We start from the raw sequence: 15,597 nt of genomic DNA, 5'->3' as shown, positions 1-15,597 counted from the left end.
GAAATTAATTGTATATTATTTAACTATATTCAAATTATAAATAGAGAATGAACCACTCAACACAAGAAGAATCTGAAAAGATAAATATTCATGAAATTATCATACCTTATCTAAGAAATTGGATTTGGTTTATTATTGTCCCTCTTTGCATTATTATTCTTACTTTCTTTTATTTAAAGACTGTAACTCCTGTATATGATATTCAGTCATCAGTTCTGATTAAAGATTCAAAAAATTCACCTGCGATGGGAGGCGAGCTTAATGTTTTAAAGGATTTATCAGGGTTCGGTGGGATGAGTACAAATAGTATCAAAAATGAGATAGAAATTTTCAGGTCAAAGAAGCTTATACATGACGTAGTAAATGCTCTTGATCTTCAGACGACCATCTATTCAGAAGCGAAGTTTGCTTCAAAAGAGCTGTACAAAGATACAGCTCCGTTCAGTATAAAAGTTGTAGAAGAAAAGCCTTTAGCGGAAGGACCTAAAAGGCCTATAAATGTTAAAATAGATGGTAATAAGATTGTTTTGTCATCTGAGGAGATGGCCAAAGAAATCATAACCAATTTCGGAAAGACAATTAGTTTGCCATATGCTAATATCATTATCATTAAAAATTCTCAGTTTAATAAGTTAAAGGCTGGTGAATTGGGAAAACTGTATTTTACATATTCTACTAAAGAGGATAAAGTAAATAGTTTACAGAAAGCATTTGCAGCCGATCTTGCTAATAAAGAAACTACTGTCATTAATCTTTCTTTGAGATATCCTAATGTGGATAAAGCTAAAGATATTCTTAACAAAATTGTTCAGGTTTACAATCAGGATGCTATTAAAGATAAAAATTCTGAATCAAGTATAACAAAGGATTTTATTGACGAGAGAATCAATATCATTGCGAATGATTTAGGAGAAGTAGAAAGTAAAAAAGAAAGATTTAAATCTTCAAACCAGATCACTGATTTGGAAACAGAAGCAAAAATAAATCTTCAAACTTCAGCTGAGGCAAGAGCTAAACAGGTAGAAGTAGACGCTCAACTTAATCTTACTGACGCATTAATGAGTTATTTATCACGTCAAAATAATTCACAGGTTTTACCGTCAAATATTGGACTACAGAATACAGAGGCGGCAGGTAATATTTCAGCTTATAACCAGCTGGTTTTAGAGAGAAACCGTTTACTAGAAAGCGCTACCCCACAAAACCCTTTGATTATTGATTTGAATAAGCAGATTAGTTCTCTTCGTACTTCTGTAATGGAAAGCCTTAATAAAAATAGAACAGGATTGCAGTTTGCTAAAGACCAATATCTTACAGAGCAAAACAGAGTGTCTTCAAGGATATCAAAAATTCCTACCCAGGAAAAGCTTTTCAGAGATATAGAAAGACAGCAACAGATTAAAGAAAGCTTATATTTATTATTGCTTCAAAAAAGAGAAGAAACTGCTATTTCTCTTGCTGTTACCGCAGATAAAGCAAGAATCGTTGATTATGCCTATGCCTCACCTAGACCGGTTGCTCCAAAGAAAATGGTCTTTTTGGGGGGAGCTTTAATAGCTGGTTTATTACTTCCTTTTGTATTTATTTACCTTAAAGAATTATTCAATAATAAAGTTAAAACTAAGCATGATTTGGAAGCCCTTTCAAATGGTAAACCTGTCATCGGCGAGATCCCTAGTTTAGAAAGAGGAGCTTCTGAACTGATTAGGGTAAACGACCTTTCTCCAATTGCAGAAGCATTCAGAATTCTGATTACAAATATGAATTTTATGTTGCCTAAGAAAAAAGAGGCTAAAGTTGTATTTGTCACTTCCACTGTAAAAGGTGAAGGTAAAACATTTATTTCTGTAAACCTTGCACTTACATTAGCAACACCAAGTAAAAAAGTTATCATTATTGGTTCTGATATTAGAAATCCACAACTGCAGCGGTATAATCCTGCAAGAAAAGGTCTGGTAGGTCTTACAGAATATCTGTATGATAATAAAACAGAACTGAAAGATGTTGTTCATGTTTCTACCTTCAATCCGAATCTGGATGTTATATATTCTGGAAGTATTCCGCCAAATCCAACAGAGTTGCTGACCAACGGGAGATATGAAGTTCTGATTAATCAATTAAAAGAAAAGTATGACTATATTCTATTAGATACTGCACCACTGATGTTGGTAACGGATACCTTCTTATTTGCAGAAATGGCAGATGCTACATTATATGTTACACGGTCAGGATATACTGAAAAAACTTTAATTGAATTTGCTAATAGAAATATTGAAAGTGGTAAAATCAAAAATGTAGGATTTGTATTAAATGATGTAAACAAGGATTATTTTGGTTATGGAAATAAATATGGATATGGTTATGGAGAAACAGAACTTACTCTGTTTCAGAAATTAAAAAAATATTTTGTTAACAGATAATGATGGTAAGTTTTTAAATATATGTTCTGTATGTATTGTTTGAATAATTAAACCATATTCAAAAAGAATGATGAAATTTGGTAATAAAATTTTTGGAAAAGTTAAACAGAACAAAGCTGTCGTTGAAAATTATATTTTTATGACTGTTTTGCAAATTTTAAATTCTCTTTTCTATATCATAATATATCCCTATGTAATTAGAGTTTTAGGTGCAGAAAGCTATGGCGTTTATGTTTATGCGGTTAGTATTGTTACCTATTTTATTTTCATTGTTAATTTTGGTTTTGATTTTCCGGGAACAAAATCTGTTGCTCAGAATAAAGATGATTTGAATATGCTCAATGATATACTTTCGTATATTTTTACGGCTAAAATCTATTTATATGTTTTGGCAAGCATAATATTCTTTATTTTAATATATTCCATACCATTTTTTCGGAATAATAAACTGATCTATTTTTTTGTATATATTCAAACATTTGCTAATATTTTATTTCCTCAGTGGTATTATCAGGGACTTCAAAAGATGAAGACAGTAACAATGATACAAATTATATTCAAATTAGTTTCATTACCCCTAATTTTGATTTTTGTCAAAAAAGCACAAGATATAAATTTATTTGCTTTTATCACCAGTTTTACAGTGTTAGCAGGTGCAATAGTAGCATTTCTAATGATACGTTACCAAGACGGGTTTAAAATAAGATGGATGAGTTTTGACAAAACTAAATCCTGGTTTAAACAAGGGATGCCATTTTTTTTAAGCAATTCAGTTGGAGTTTTAAAAGAACAGGGAATCACAATTGCAATTGGTGCTTTTTTCGGAATGAAAGATGTTGCTATCTATGATTTGGCTAATAAAATTGTTATCATACCACGTACATTGCTTATGAGTGTTAATGCTGCTATGTTTCCTAAGATTGTTATGGAGAAAAAAAAACACATTGTAAGAAAGATTATAAAATACGAATTCATTCTGGGTATTTTTGTAATGATTTGTACAGCTGTTTTTGGAAAATTTGTGATTAAATTATTGGGCGGGGAAGTTATGGCTCCGGCTTATCCATTATCTATTATTCTTAGCTTTACTGTTGTCAGCTGGCTTGTTGTTGGAGCATTTATTAGTTTTGTTTTTATTCCAAATAATAAAAATTATTTTATAGCACAAAATCAGGTTGTCGCTGTAATTTCTGTACTTCTATTTGCATTTATCGGATTTCTATTTTCGAAAAGTATATTTGTACTTATAATTGCTTTGGCATTTTCAGGTCTGGTAGAAATTATATTTTGCTATTATAAAACTTTAAAAAATAAACTATTATGATGTTTGACGTATCTGTAATTGTACCTATTTACAATGTTGCCAATTACATAGAAAGGTGCTTGATCTCTCTATTTTCACAAACTCATGATAGTATTGAGTATATTTTTGTAGACGATGGTACACCAGATAATTCTATTGAGATTTTATATCAGGTCATGGAAAGATTTCCTGAAAGAAAAAATTCAATAAAAATAATTCGTCATGAAAAAAACAAAGGATTATCTGCAGCGAGAATTACAGGGATTTCTAATGCTTCGGGAGAATATATCCATCATGTTGACAGCGATGATTTTGTAGATGTGAATATGATAGAGCTGATGATGAAAAGTGCTAGAGCAAACAATTCAGATATTGTTTTTTGTGATGTTTGGATAGAATGGCTTAATAAAAGAAAACAAGTGATTCAAGAGTTTACGACCAAAGAGCAATATTTAATTGATCTATTGGAATCTCGTGTAATCCAAGGAGTATTTAATAAACTTGTAAGAAAAAAATTGTACATTGATAATAATATATTTCCTACTGAAGGAATCAATGTGGGAGAAGATCTAATTGTGACGCCACGCCTTATCTACTATGCAGATATTATTACAAAAGTGGACGATGCTCTTTATTATTATGTACAATATAATGCAGGATCATATACTAAACATTTTAAAATAAAAACATTGCAGGATGTTTCTTATGTCTTAGACTTTCTAAGAGAATTTTTCTCTAAGCCTTCTGATAAAAAATATTTGGATGCTCTGGAGGTTGGAACTAATAGGAAAAAAATGCAATATCTTACACAAGTAGATTTAAGAAATGTAAGCACAGTTATGTCTTATTTCCCATTAGCTTATAATAAAATTTCTTCAAACAAGTTTACTTTTATTGAAAGACTCATTTTAACATTAAGTGAAGCTAATCTTTTTTTTCTTAAAATTTTTCTATTTTTTTATGGAAAAATGTTTTCTGCGTGGCAAATCACTAAAAGGAGAAACTAATTATGAGAATAATAATAAACTTAATTTTTTGTCTGATTGCAGGACTAATGGTATATATTGCCCCAAATCGCTATGACTTTGGTTTTTGCCAGCAGGTGCTTGTTTTGTTTATTATTAGTAATACAATTTATTTTTTAGGAAATAAAATTACCGGGCGCAATATTAATGCAGCCAATTTTGATTTCTTTTTTATGTTTTCATATGGGATGACAAACTTTATATATCCTGTATTTTATAAGCCTCAAAATCCGAATGTATCTATTTTTGTCATTCCTTTTAGTTCAAATATTATTTCAAAATCTACTGCAATTGCTTATTTAGGATATACCTTCTATATTTTTGGAATGACCATTTTCAGAAAAGATAACAAAAAAATTGAGCTTAAGCCCAGATTAGACATAAAGCCCAGTTTTCACATCAATAATTTTTTTCTACGATCAATCTTTATCATTGGTATAGTTTCTTTTGTCGGATATGTAATTACTGGTGGATTATCACATTTACAAAATGTATATGCTGGTAAGAATGCCAATTTAAATGAGGTAGGTGCATTTTCATATTTTTACAATATTTTTGTGATTTGCTGTAATTTACTTGCTATTTTTGTTTTTTTAATCAAAGATCAGAAAACAAAAATTACTATTTTTATATTTTTAGCGATATGTTCTCTTCTACTTTTGGCTACAGGCTCAAGAACTGTTGTACTTGGAATTGGACTAATTCTTATTGCAATGTATGGACGCTGTGTCAAAAAAATTACTTTTCCAAAACTTATTTTATTTTTATTGATTGGGTCTTTTGTAATGACTTTTATCCAGTTAGCTAGGCAAGAAACATTTTCTACTGATGTGTGGGCTAAAAATGCTGAAAAAACTGAGTTTGACTCAGGCTTTGATATTTTTATGGACTTAATTATAAACAATAGAAACCTATATGTTTTGGTGGATTTTGCAGATCATTATGGCAACGTTTATTTATTAAGTGCCATTTCAGATATTACCTCTCCAGTGCCTGGGCTATTTGCCTATGTTTCTTCAAATATGGGATTACCCGTGGAATTGATTTCAGGGGGAGCTTTACCTACATATATTGAATTTGGAAGAGATTCGGTCTGGGGACTTGGGACAAATCTTGTTGGCGAAACCTATATGGGATTTGGATATTATGGGGTATGTATTATAATGTTTTTACTAGGATGGTTAATTAATAAAATGCAACAATCTTCAGATAAAAATATTTATGCTTTTGTAGTCTATTATTTGTTAGTCTCACATGCTATATTTTTTCCCAGAGCATTTTATCTTTATCAGCCCCGAACAATAGCATGGAGTTTGCTTCTGGTTTTTGTTGTTTTGAAAATTACAAAATCCCTTTATAAGCAAAAAGAAAACACAATCAATAAAGAACCCTCAAATCTTCGTCATGATAATTGAATCAAGAAGATTCAGTAATAATTAGATTTTTCACAAATGAATATTTTATATCTTTTTTCTACGGCAGATACCTCTGTAGCGAGGGTAACCTTGAACCAGATAAATGCTTTACGGAAGTTTTATCCGAACCTTAAAATTAAGATAGCCTGCGTGAATTATGAAAAAAATGGGTCATTGCTGGAACAAGAAGATATTTATAAGAAAAAAAAATATCAAAATAAAATTGTAAATTATGTAAAATCCTTATTATTTATTAAAAAGGTAAAGAAAGATTTTCAGCCGGATATTACAGTTTCCAATCAAAATGCGATTACAACATATAACTGTATCATTAATAAAAAGGATGTAAAAATTGGAATTTTTCACGCTCCAAATTTTCAGCTAAAACAAAGAGGGGCATTAACCTTTTTTCTTAATGTTTTTTCATTGCGATTTATTTTTCCAAAACTTCATGCTTTGATAGGTATTAGCCAAGAGGTAGTGAATGATCTAAAAGGACATATCAAAGATGCAGATATAAGATTACATTATAATATTCATAATGACGATGAAATTATTAAAAAAAGTTTGTTAAGTTCTTCAATTGAAATTCATAATGATCAAAAAATAAATCTATTATGTCTAGGGACAATAGATTATAATAAAAGACAGGATCTCATCATTAAAATGGTTTCTACAAATAAAAATGTACATGTTTATATTGTTGGCAATATTGTTGATAATGACTATTACAATAAACTTGTAAAGTTGATAGAAAAAAATAATTTACAAAAAAATATTACATTTATTCCATTTCTTTCTAATCCTTATCCACTTATAAAAGCTGTAGATGGCCTTGTATCTTTATCAGAGTCCGAAGGTTTGCCAGGAGTAATTATAGAGTCGTTGATACTTAATAATGCAGTTATAACTACCAATTCCTCTTTTGGTGTTTGGGAAATATTTAATGAAAAGAATAATTATGATAAAGATCTTAATTCGGTTTATTATTGTAAAAAAGGAATAATATTGCCTAATCCAAAAACAGTTGATGAAATAGAGCTTTTAAAAATGCTTGACGACTCAGTTCAGTATTTAATTAAGAATAAATCAAATTTTAACGATGCCGAGTTTAACTTTTTTAATGAAATTTCTGATGAATCAATACATTCCTTTTATAACCTGTTAAAAGAAAAACATTATGAGAATCATAATAGATAATTCTAATTTGTTTGCAGGGGGCGGATTGCAGGTTGCAGCTTCATTTGTTAATGATTTGAAGCGAATAAATAATGACAATGATTACTATATCATTAATTCTCCTAATTGTCATCGTCAATTTGAAGTAAATTTATTTCCTGAAAATTTTCATTTTATTGAGCTTTCTGATGAAGAATATAATTCTAAACGGAAAAGAATAAAGAAAATGATGATTGAAGAAAATAGAATAAAGCCTGACTGTATTTTTACAGTTTTTGGTCCATCATATCATAAAAGCAAATTTCCTAAAATAGTTGGTTTTGCTTGGGGATACGTTTTGTATTTAGATTCTCCTTTTTACAAAAGACTCCGAATTATAGAGTCTATAAAATATAAGGTGTTAAATGCATTAAAAGTTTTCTTTTTTAACCGTAATTCTGATGCATTGATCTTTGAAACTAAAAATGCTCAGGAAATTTATAGCAAAAATTACAATTCAAGTATTAAATCTTATGTAGTAAGTAATACTTTGAATTCCATTTTTAATAAAAAAGAGCAATGGAAAGATATTTTAATTCCGTCTTCTGGTTTTAATCTTTTATGCTTGTCTGCTAATTATCCTCATAAAAACCTGGAGATTATCCCAAACGTTATAGATGAAATTTTAAAAATTGATCCGGATTTTGATTTTAAATTCCATATTTCTCTTACAGAAGAAAATCTTAAGGTTCCGGATGTATATAAAAAATATATTAATTATTTGGGAAGAGTAGATCTAAACAAATTACCTTCATTATTTTCTAAAATGGACAGTTTATTTATGCCTACTTTATTAGAGACATTTTCCACCACTTATTTGGAGGCGATGTTTATGAAAGTTCCAATCATTACTTCAGATATGAGTTTTTCTAGAGATATTTGTTCAGATGCTGCAATTTATTGTGATCCGGTAAATTCTCGTCAATATGCAGAAAATATAGTAAATTTATCTAAAGATCCTTTTTTAAAAGAAAGACTAATCAACAATGGGATTAATAATTTACTTCGTTTTGGAAACAGTTTAGATCGTACAAAAGAATATTTACGTATAATAGAGGAAAATATATAATGATGAAAACAATACAAAATAAAACACTTCTTATTACCGGTGGTACCGGATCATTTGGGACGGCTGTTCTCAACCGATTTTTAAACACTGATCATTTTAAAGAAATTCGAATCTTCTCCCGTGATGAAAAAAAGCAGGATGATATGAGAAATTATTATAAAAATGATAAAATAAAGTATTACATAGGAGATGTAAGAGATTTCAAATCTGTTGAATATGCAATGAAAGATGTAGACTTTGTTTTTCATGCTGCTGCGCTTAAACAGGTACCCTCTTGCGAATTTTTTCCAATGCAAGCCGTAGAGACGAATGTTATAGGGACTCAAAATGTCATTCGTGCTGCAGCAGCCAATTCTGTGGAAAAAGTAATCTGTCTGTCTACAGATAAAGCAGCCTATCCAATCAACGCAATGGGAATTTCTAAAGCAATGATGGAAAAAGTTGCTGTTGCTGAAGCCAGAAATTTAAAAGATACTACAGTTTGCCTTACCCGATATGGAAACGTTATGGCATCACGGGGTTCGGTAATTCCATTATTTCTTAAACAAATTGAAAATAACGAAGAGCTCACTATTACAGATCCTAATATGACAAGATTTTTAATGTCTTTGGATGATGCAGTAGAGCTTGTATTATTTGCTTTTGAAAACGGTAATGCAGGAGATTTATTTGTAAATAAGGCACCTGCTACTAACATTGGCATTCTTGCTGAAGCTGTAAAAACTATTAAAAAGGCAGATAACCCAATCAAAATTATTGGAACCAGACATGGCGAAAAGCTTTATGAAACCCTTTGTACCAGAGAAGAAATGGCAAAAGCCGAAGATATGGGAGATTTTTACAGAATTCCGGCAGACAATAGAAATCTGAACTATGCAAAATATTTCTCTGAAGGTCAGCAAATAGAATCAGAAATTGAAGATTATAACTCCCATAATACAGAACAACAAGATCTGGCTCAAGTTATGAAATTATTATCCGGTTTAGATATTTTTAATAATGGTACACAGGGGTATTCAGCTTATTAAAGGGGAAGCATTTTCTGATAACCGAGGTTCCTTATTTTATAATAATCAACTTGATTTTTCAGAGATAAAAAAAATTTATATAATAGAGAACCTTGATATTTCTATTATAAGAGCATGGCAAGGACATAAAATAGAGCAGAGGTGGTTTTTGGCTGCAGGGGGTAGTTTTGAAATAAAGACGGTTGAGATAGATGATTGGGAAAATCCCTCACATGATCTTTCTATTAAAATTTTTCAACTTAAGAGTAGTGAATTTTCTTTACTAAAAGTACCACCAGGATTTGCAACTTCCATTCAGGCCCTCGAAGAAAATTCGAAGCTGTTGGTGATGTCTGATTATAAGCAAGATGAAGTTGAAGATAACTATAAATTTAATCAAAACACATGGTAAATAACATAAAAAAACTTAAATTAGCTACGATCTTAGGAACACGTCCGGAAATTATAAGATTAGCCGAATGTATAAAGAAAAGTGATATTTATTTCGATCATCTGCTTATCCATACAGGACAAAATTATGATTATGAGCTTAATGAAATATTTTTTGAAGATTTAGGACTTAGAAAGCCTGATTATTTTCTGAATGTTGCTGGAGAACATCTTGGGGAAACTATCGGGAATGTAATTTCAAAATCTTATGAGATTTTGTCAAAAGAAATGCCAGATGCCCTTCTGGTTCTTGGGGATACAAATAGCGTACTGAGTACTATTGCAGCAAAAAGATTAAAAATTCCTATTTTCCATATGGAAGCAGGTAACAGATGTTTCGATCAAAATGTACCAGAAGAAATAAACAGGAAGATATCTGATCATATCAGTGATATCAACTTAACCTATACCGAGAACAGTAGGAGATATCTACTTAGCGAAGGTTTCCGGAAGGATCACGTATTTGTAACCGGATCTCCATTGAAAGAAGTACTCAACAGATATGAATCAAAAATAGCTGCCAGCAACGTTGTTAAGAATTTAGAACTTGAGCCGAATAATTATATTGTGGTAAGTGCACATAGGGAAGAAAATATAGATTTAAGTAATCATTTTGATATTTTAGTCAATTCGTTAAATGCTGTTGCCGGAAAGTATCAGATGCCTATTATTTTTTCAACACACCCAAGAACCAAAAATAGAATACAGAAAAACAATATACAATTTCACCCTTTAATTAAGAATGTTCCTCCTTTAGGCTTCTTTGATTATGTACAATTACAGAAAGAATCTTTTATTGTATTATCAGATAGCGGAACAATCAGTGAAGAATCTGCAATGATGGGATTTCCAGCGGTAAGCATTCGTACCAGTACAGAAAGACCTGAAGCTATAGATGCAGGAACTATTGTTCTGGGTGGAATTTCAGAAGAACAGATTCTTAATTCCATTGAGATAGCAAAAGGACTGCACGATGCTGAAATCAAACAGCCTTTTGAATATGAGGTAACAAATACTTCTGACAGAGTAGTTAAAGTGATACAAAGTTATACTTCTATTATCAATAAAGTAACTTGGAATAAAAAGATTTAAGCGATGAAAAAAATGTTGATCATAGGAATAAAAGGTATGGCCGGTCATCTTTTATTCAATTATTACGACCAAAATGATTTGTATGATGTATATGGGATTGCCAGAAATATTGATTCTTCAGAAAAAATATTCAATTTGGACGTATCTGATACTGCAGCATTAAAGTCTATAATTACTAACCATAAATTTGATTATGTTGTAAACTGTATTGGAATTTTAAACAAGGATGCAGAAGATAATCCTGCAAAAGCAATATGGTTTAATAGCTATTTTCCTCATTTTTTAGAAGAAGTGACGAGAAGTACAGCAACAAAAATTATTCATATCAGTACTGATTGTGTCTTTTCCGGAAAAGACAATGGAGGTTATACCGAACAAAGTTTTAAGAATGGAACCGGTTTTTATGCACAGTCTAAAGCTTTGGGAGAACTTGATAATGACAAAGATCTTACGATCAGAACATCGATCATAGGACCTGAAATTAATAAAAATGGGATAGGCTTATTTCATTGGTTTATGACTCAGCCCAACGAAGCAACTCTTAAAGGATTCTCCAATGTATTTTGGTCAGGAATAACCACTTTAGAGTTGGCAAAAGTAGTTGATGATGCAATTAAAAACAATGTAACCGGGTTAAAACAGATTGCCCGCGAAAAAATTGATAAGTATAATCTAATTTTACTTTTTAACAGAATTTTCAGAGATAGTGCAATTACAATAGAATCTAATGGAGATTACCATTCTGATAAAAGCCTCATCAGCATAAGAAGTGATTATACCTATAATGTTCCAGCTTATGAAACTATGCTTGATGACATAAAAGTATGGCTGAAAAATCATCCAAATAATTATAATTATTAATGAAGATTTTAATTATTTCACAATATTTTTGGCCAGAAAGTTTTAAAATCAATGACATTGCATTGGGACTTAAGGAATTAGGCCATGAAGTAAGCATTTTAACAGGACTTCCGAATTATCCTTCTGGAACTTTTTATGATGGATATAGCATTAAAAGTAGTGATGAAGAATGGAATGGTATTAAAATATATCGATCAAAGTTATTTCCAAGAGGTAAAGGAGGAGTAAAACTTTTTATTAATTATTTTTCATTTGTTATTTTTGGATGGTTGAAAATTAAAAAAATAAATAAAAAATTTGATAGAATTCTTGTTTATGAACCTTCTCCTATAACAGTAGGAATTCCCGCTATAAAGGCAGCTAAAAAGTTTCATGCTCCTTATTACTTTTGGGTTCAAGATCTTTGGCCTGAAAGCCTTACAGCTGCGGGGGGAGTGAAAAATAAATATGTCTTGAGTTTTTTTGATAAGATAACACGACTTATTTATTCTAAGGCTGAAAAAATTCTTGTACAATCGCCTGGCTTTAAGGAATATATAAAAAATCAAGGAGTACCTGAAGATAAAATTATTTTTTACCCTAATACAACTGAAGGATTTTATAAAAAAGAAGAACCTATAGAAGAAATTGAGAAACTTTTATCACCAGGATTTAGAATAATTTTTGCAGGAAATTTAGGAGAAGCACAGAGTTTAGAAACTTTAATCGAAGCAGCTGCGATTGTAAAGCAAAAAATATCTAATATTAAATGGTTTTTTTTAGGAAATGGAAGAGCTAAAGAGGCTCTTGAAAAAAATATAAACTATAAAAAACTAGAAGATAATGTATTTTTATTAGGCTCATATCCTGCTCAAGATATGCCTAAATTCTTTGCCTCTGCAGATGCCTTAATGGTGTCTTTGAAAAAAGATAAAATTTTTGCATTAACTATACCATCTAAAATTCAATCATATTTAGCGTGTGCTAAACCTATTTTAGCATCTTTAGATGGAGAAGGAGCTAAAATTATAAATGATGCAAAATGTGGATTTGCTTCTCCAAGTGAGGACGCAAATACTTTAGCTGAAAATGTAATTAAACTATATAATCTTTCTAATACCGAAAGAGAAAGAATGGGAAGCAATGCCGAGGTTTATTTTAAAACAAATTTTGAAAGAAATAAATTGCTGAAAACTCTTGTAGATATAATGAAATAATGTATTTAATAGATCTATGAATAAAGAATAAGCTATGGATATTATTATAACCGGTTCTTCAGGCTTTGTAGGACAGAATTTATCAAAATATTTATCATTTAAAAATATGAGTTGTAAAGGCCTTTCTTTACAACATAAAAATTGGAAAGATAATTTTGTTCGAGAAGGATTAGCTATTATCCATCTTGCAGGTAAAGCACATGATACTTCTAATATTTCCTCTTCGGCCGACTATTTTAAAATTAATCGGGATTTAACAATAGATGTTTTTAATGAATTTTTACAATCAGATATTAGAGATTTTATTTATTTTAGTTCGGTTAAAGCAGCAGCAGATACTGTTGAAGGAGTTTTGGATGAAAAAATAATTGAAAACCCTCTAACTCCTTATGGTAAATCTAAGTTGGAGGCTGAGCAGTTTCTTTTATCACGAGCACTTCCTATGGGTAAACGATTGTTTATTATACGCCCATGTATGATTCATGGTCCGGGGAACAAAGGAAATCTGAATTTATTATACAAATTAGTTAGTAAGGGAGTGCCTTGGCCATTAGCCGCATTTGAGAATAGACGTTCTTTTTTAAGTATAGACAATCTATCCTTTTTAATAGAACAAATTATAAGAAATAATCAAATTCAGTCGGGTATATATAATTTTTCAGATGATAATTCATTATCTACAAATGAGCTAATTGACATTATAAGCATAGGTTTAAAAAAGAAACCCAAATTTCTTTTTATTAAAAAATCTCTGATGGAGGGTATAGCAAAATTAGGTGATAAACTTCATTTACCTTTAAATTCAGAGAGGCTTACTAAATTAACTGAAAATTATGTAGTTTCTAATTTAAAAATAAAAAATGCCTTAAATATTGATAATCTCCCATATACAGCAGAAGAAGGCTTGAAAAAAACAATACAATCTTTTATTGATAAGAAATGATTGTTTCCTCTGTAAATCTATTGTTTGTAGGCACGGCTTGCTTGCTTTGCTTTAAAAAACTACTGTTCTCAAAGTAAGTTTCAGCATCTCTGTAAAGATCAACATTTTTTAAGTGAATCCTGAAAGGCGTTTCATGAGGGCTTGTGCTTGGTTTTAGAAATTTTGTTTTAAAAGCAAAACCCCTTTTGATTGTTATATCAGCATACAGAATGACTTTGTCAAAAAATAAATCGCCACTCGTCGTTTCTCCAATATAAATGCCATTAGAAGCGCCGGAAAGAATAATGTTTTCAAACATCATATTGGCAATCAGATTAGATCTTCCTATTCTGATAGATGTGCTCACAACTTTACCATTTTGGGTAACTTCAGATGTGAGCTGTTCAATTCTGAGATTTTCAAACTTGTTATTTCGAAAGGCATTCCAAAGGTTACTGTCTTCTGAGTAAAGGCCATACAATCCCTGATTCCAACTTTGTGAACCTGTAAATAAAAGATTTTGTGACTGTACAGCTTCCTTCTTAAAATATACATTGGCTAGTCCATAAGGGCCACACCAGTTCATAAAGTCGGTTACATTTACAAAATCTGTGTATTGTGAAAACATGATTCCTATGTCTGATATAGTAAAAACATTCGATAAACGTGACACTTCAGAATCCCCATGAAAATCAATTCCTACATTCGCATCCTGTACTTTATTTTCATTCTTTAAAAAATCATATAAATCAGATTTTACAAACATCTGATAATTAAAAGATTGTTGTATCCTTACGTTTTCTATCAAAGGTTTATGCACTGCTCCAATGATAATGCCTCTATTTCCTTTTAGTATTGATGAATTTGATTTTTTGGTAATAAAAAGGTTTACATCCCTTATATAATTATAATTATAAGTACGTTCCTTAACTGTACCGCCAATCTTTCCCAACGAAAAAAGATACGTATTGGATTTATCGGTTTCCATTACCACTCTGGTGCCAGCCATTGAAGTGCCTTTTAGTCCATTGATCGCAATTTCCCCTTTTCTTGTATAATAATCTCCCGTGCCCAGTGATATATCAAAAAAGACCGAAGATAACTTGTTTATTCCATCTGCAAGATCAATATTATTGTCATTTGGAAATATACCCATCCATTCAGGGTAGGCATAGTCTGATAGTGAAGTAAATGTCCCTGCTAAGGTTACATTATCAAATAATTTGATTCTGTCTGCTAATATTTTAGTTTGGTTTCCTGTCAAAGTAGCGTTCATGATAATTCCACCTGAAAATTCCAATATAATCCCTTTTGAATATTTTGTGAAATCAATGTTTTTACCTGAAAAATTAAAAAGATATCCATCAGGAATAATAAGTTTTCTTGAAGGTGTTTTTGCAATAACTTCAAGTGCTTTTAATAATGCCTGAGAATCATCCTTTTTGCCATCACCTATAGCTCCAAAATCCAGAAGGCTGTAGGTTTGTTGAATTAAGATGTTATTATTAGACTGTTCTTCTTTTTCTTTTGCCCATAAACTATGGTTAATCAAAATAAATAGCAGGATAAAAATTATTTTACTTTTCATAAACCGGAATATAAACAAATATAGGAAATTC

General features: G+C 30.6%; 13 protein-coding genes. 12 read left to right on the top strand and 1 reads right to left on the bottom strand.

What is annotated here, in order from left to right:
- Window positions 1-47: 47 nt before the first annotated feature.
- From ACMGDK_RS11950 to ACMGDK_RS11895, 12 genes are all read left to right on the top strand, one after another.
- Window positions 48-2,420, top strand: coding sequence for a GumC family protein (locus ACMGDK_RS11950; RefSeq protein WP_436808166.1), 2,373 nt, complete (start codon window positions 48-50; stop codon window positions 2,418-2,420).
- 67 nt (window positions 2,421-2,487) lie between these two features.
- On the top strand, window positions 2,488-3,744 hold the full coding sequence (locus ACMGDK_RS11945) for an oligosaccharide flippase family protein (protein WP_436808165.1): 1,257 nt from the start codon (window positions 2,488-2,490) through the stop codon (window positions 3,742-3,744).
- Window positions 3,741-4,730 carry a glycosyltransferase family 2 protein gene (locus tag ACMGDK_RS11940; RefSeq protein WP_436808164.1) on the top strand — a complete coding sequence of 330 codons (990 nt, stop codon included), beginning with the start codon at window positions 3,741-3,743 and terminating at the stop codon, window positions 4,728-4,730. The genes ACMGDK_RS11945 and ACMGDK_RS11940 overlap by 4 nt, the downstream gene beginning before the upstream one ends.
- A 2-nt stretch (window positions 4,731-4,732) precedes the next feature.
- Entirely contained in the window at window positions 4,733-6,163 is a 1,431-nt protein-coding gene (gene wzy / locus ACMGDK_RS11935) for an O-antigen polysaccharide polymerase Wzy (RefSeq protein ID WP_436808163.1), read from the top strand.
- Window positions 6,164-6,199: 36 nt separating this feature from the next.
- Complete coding sequence (locus ACMGDK_RS11930; protein WP_436808162.1) at window positions 6,200-7,363, top strand: glycosyltransferase; 1,164 nt, start codon at window positions 6,200-6,202, stop codon at window positions 7,361-7,363.
- Window positions 7,344-8,450: a glycosyltransferase family 4 protein gene (locus tag ACMGDK_RS11925; RefSeq protein WP_436808161.1), complete on the top strand. Its 1,107-nt coding sequence runs from the start codon at window positions 7,344-7,346 to the stop codon at window positions 8,448-8,450. The genes ACMGDK_RS11930 and ACMGDK_RS11925 overlap by 20 nt, the downstream gene beginning before the upstream one ends.
- A 2-nt stretch (window positions 8,451-8,452) precedes the next feature.
- On the top strand, window positions 8,453-9,478 hold the full coding sequence (locus ACMGDK_RS11920) for a polysaccharide biosynthesis protein (protein ID WP_436808160.1): 1,026 nt from the start codon (window positions 8,453-8,455) through the stop codon (window positions 9,476-9,478).
- Window positions 9,450-9,869, top strand: a complete 420-nt coding sequence (locus ACMGDK_RS11915) for a WxcM-like domain-containing protein (protein WP_436808159.1) — start codon at window positions 9,450-9,452, stop codon at window positions 9,867-9,869. Before ACMGDK_RS11920 ends, ACMGDK_RS11915 begins: the two co-directional genes overlap by 29 nt.
- On the top strand, window positions 9,863-10,999 hold the full coding sequence (gene wecB, locus ACMGDK_RS11910) for a non-hydrolyzing UDP-N-acetylglucosamine 2-epimerase (protein ID WP_436808158.1): 1,137 nt from the start codon (window positions 9,863-9,865) through the stop codon (window positions 10,997-10,999). The genes ACMGDK_RS11915 and wecB overlap by 7 nt, the downstream gene beginning before the upstream one ends.
- Window positions 11,000-11,002: 3 nt before the next feature.
- Window positions 11,003-11,860, top strand: coding sequence for a sugar nucleotide-binding protein (locus ACMGDK_RS11905; protein ID WP_436808157.1), 858 nt, complete (start codon window positions 11,003-11,005; stop codon window positions 11,858-11,860).
- The gene (locus tag ACMGDK_RS11900) at window positions 11,860-13,056 is read left to right on the top strand and encodes a glycosyltransferase family 4 protein (RefSeq protein ID WP_436808156.1); all 1,197 of its coding nucleotides are present in this window, start codon (window positions 11,860-11,862) and stop codon (window positions 13,054-13,056) included. The genes ACMGDK_RS11905 and ACMGDK_RS11900 overlap by 1 nt, the downstream gene beginning before the upstream one ends.
- 34 nt (window positions 13,057-13,090) lie before the next feature.
- The gene (locus tag ACMGDK_RS11895; RefSeq protein ID WP_436808155.1) at window positions 13,091-13,999 is read left to right on the top strand and encodes an NAD-dependent epimerase/dehydratase family protein; all 909 of its coding nucleotides are present in this window, start codon (window positions 13,091-13,093) and stop codon (window positions 13,997-13,999) included.
- Here ACMGDK_RS11895 and ACMGDK_RS11890 read toward each other — a convergent pair.
- The gene (locus ACMGDK_RS11890; RefSeq protein ID WP_436808154.1) at window positions 13,983-15,566 is read right to left on the bottom strand and encodes a hypothetical protein; all 1,584 of its coding nucleotides are present in this window, start codon (window positions 15,564-15,566) and stop codon (window positions 13,983-13,985) included. The two genes, ACMGDK_RS11895 and ACMGDK_RS11890, sit on opposite strands and share 17 nt — an antisense overlap.
- Window positions 15,567-15,597 lie beyond the last annotated feature (31 nt).

The organism is Chryseobacterium hilariae (assembly GCF_051400735.1).
Lineage (GTDB): Bacteria > Bacteroidota > Bacteroidia > Flavobacteriales > Weeksellaceae > Chryseobacterium.
This window is presented reverse-complemented; position numbering and strand designations above follow the sequence as displayed.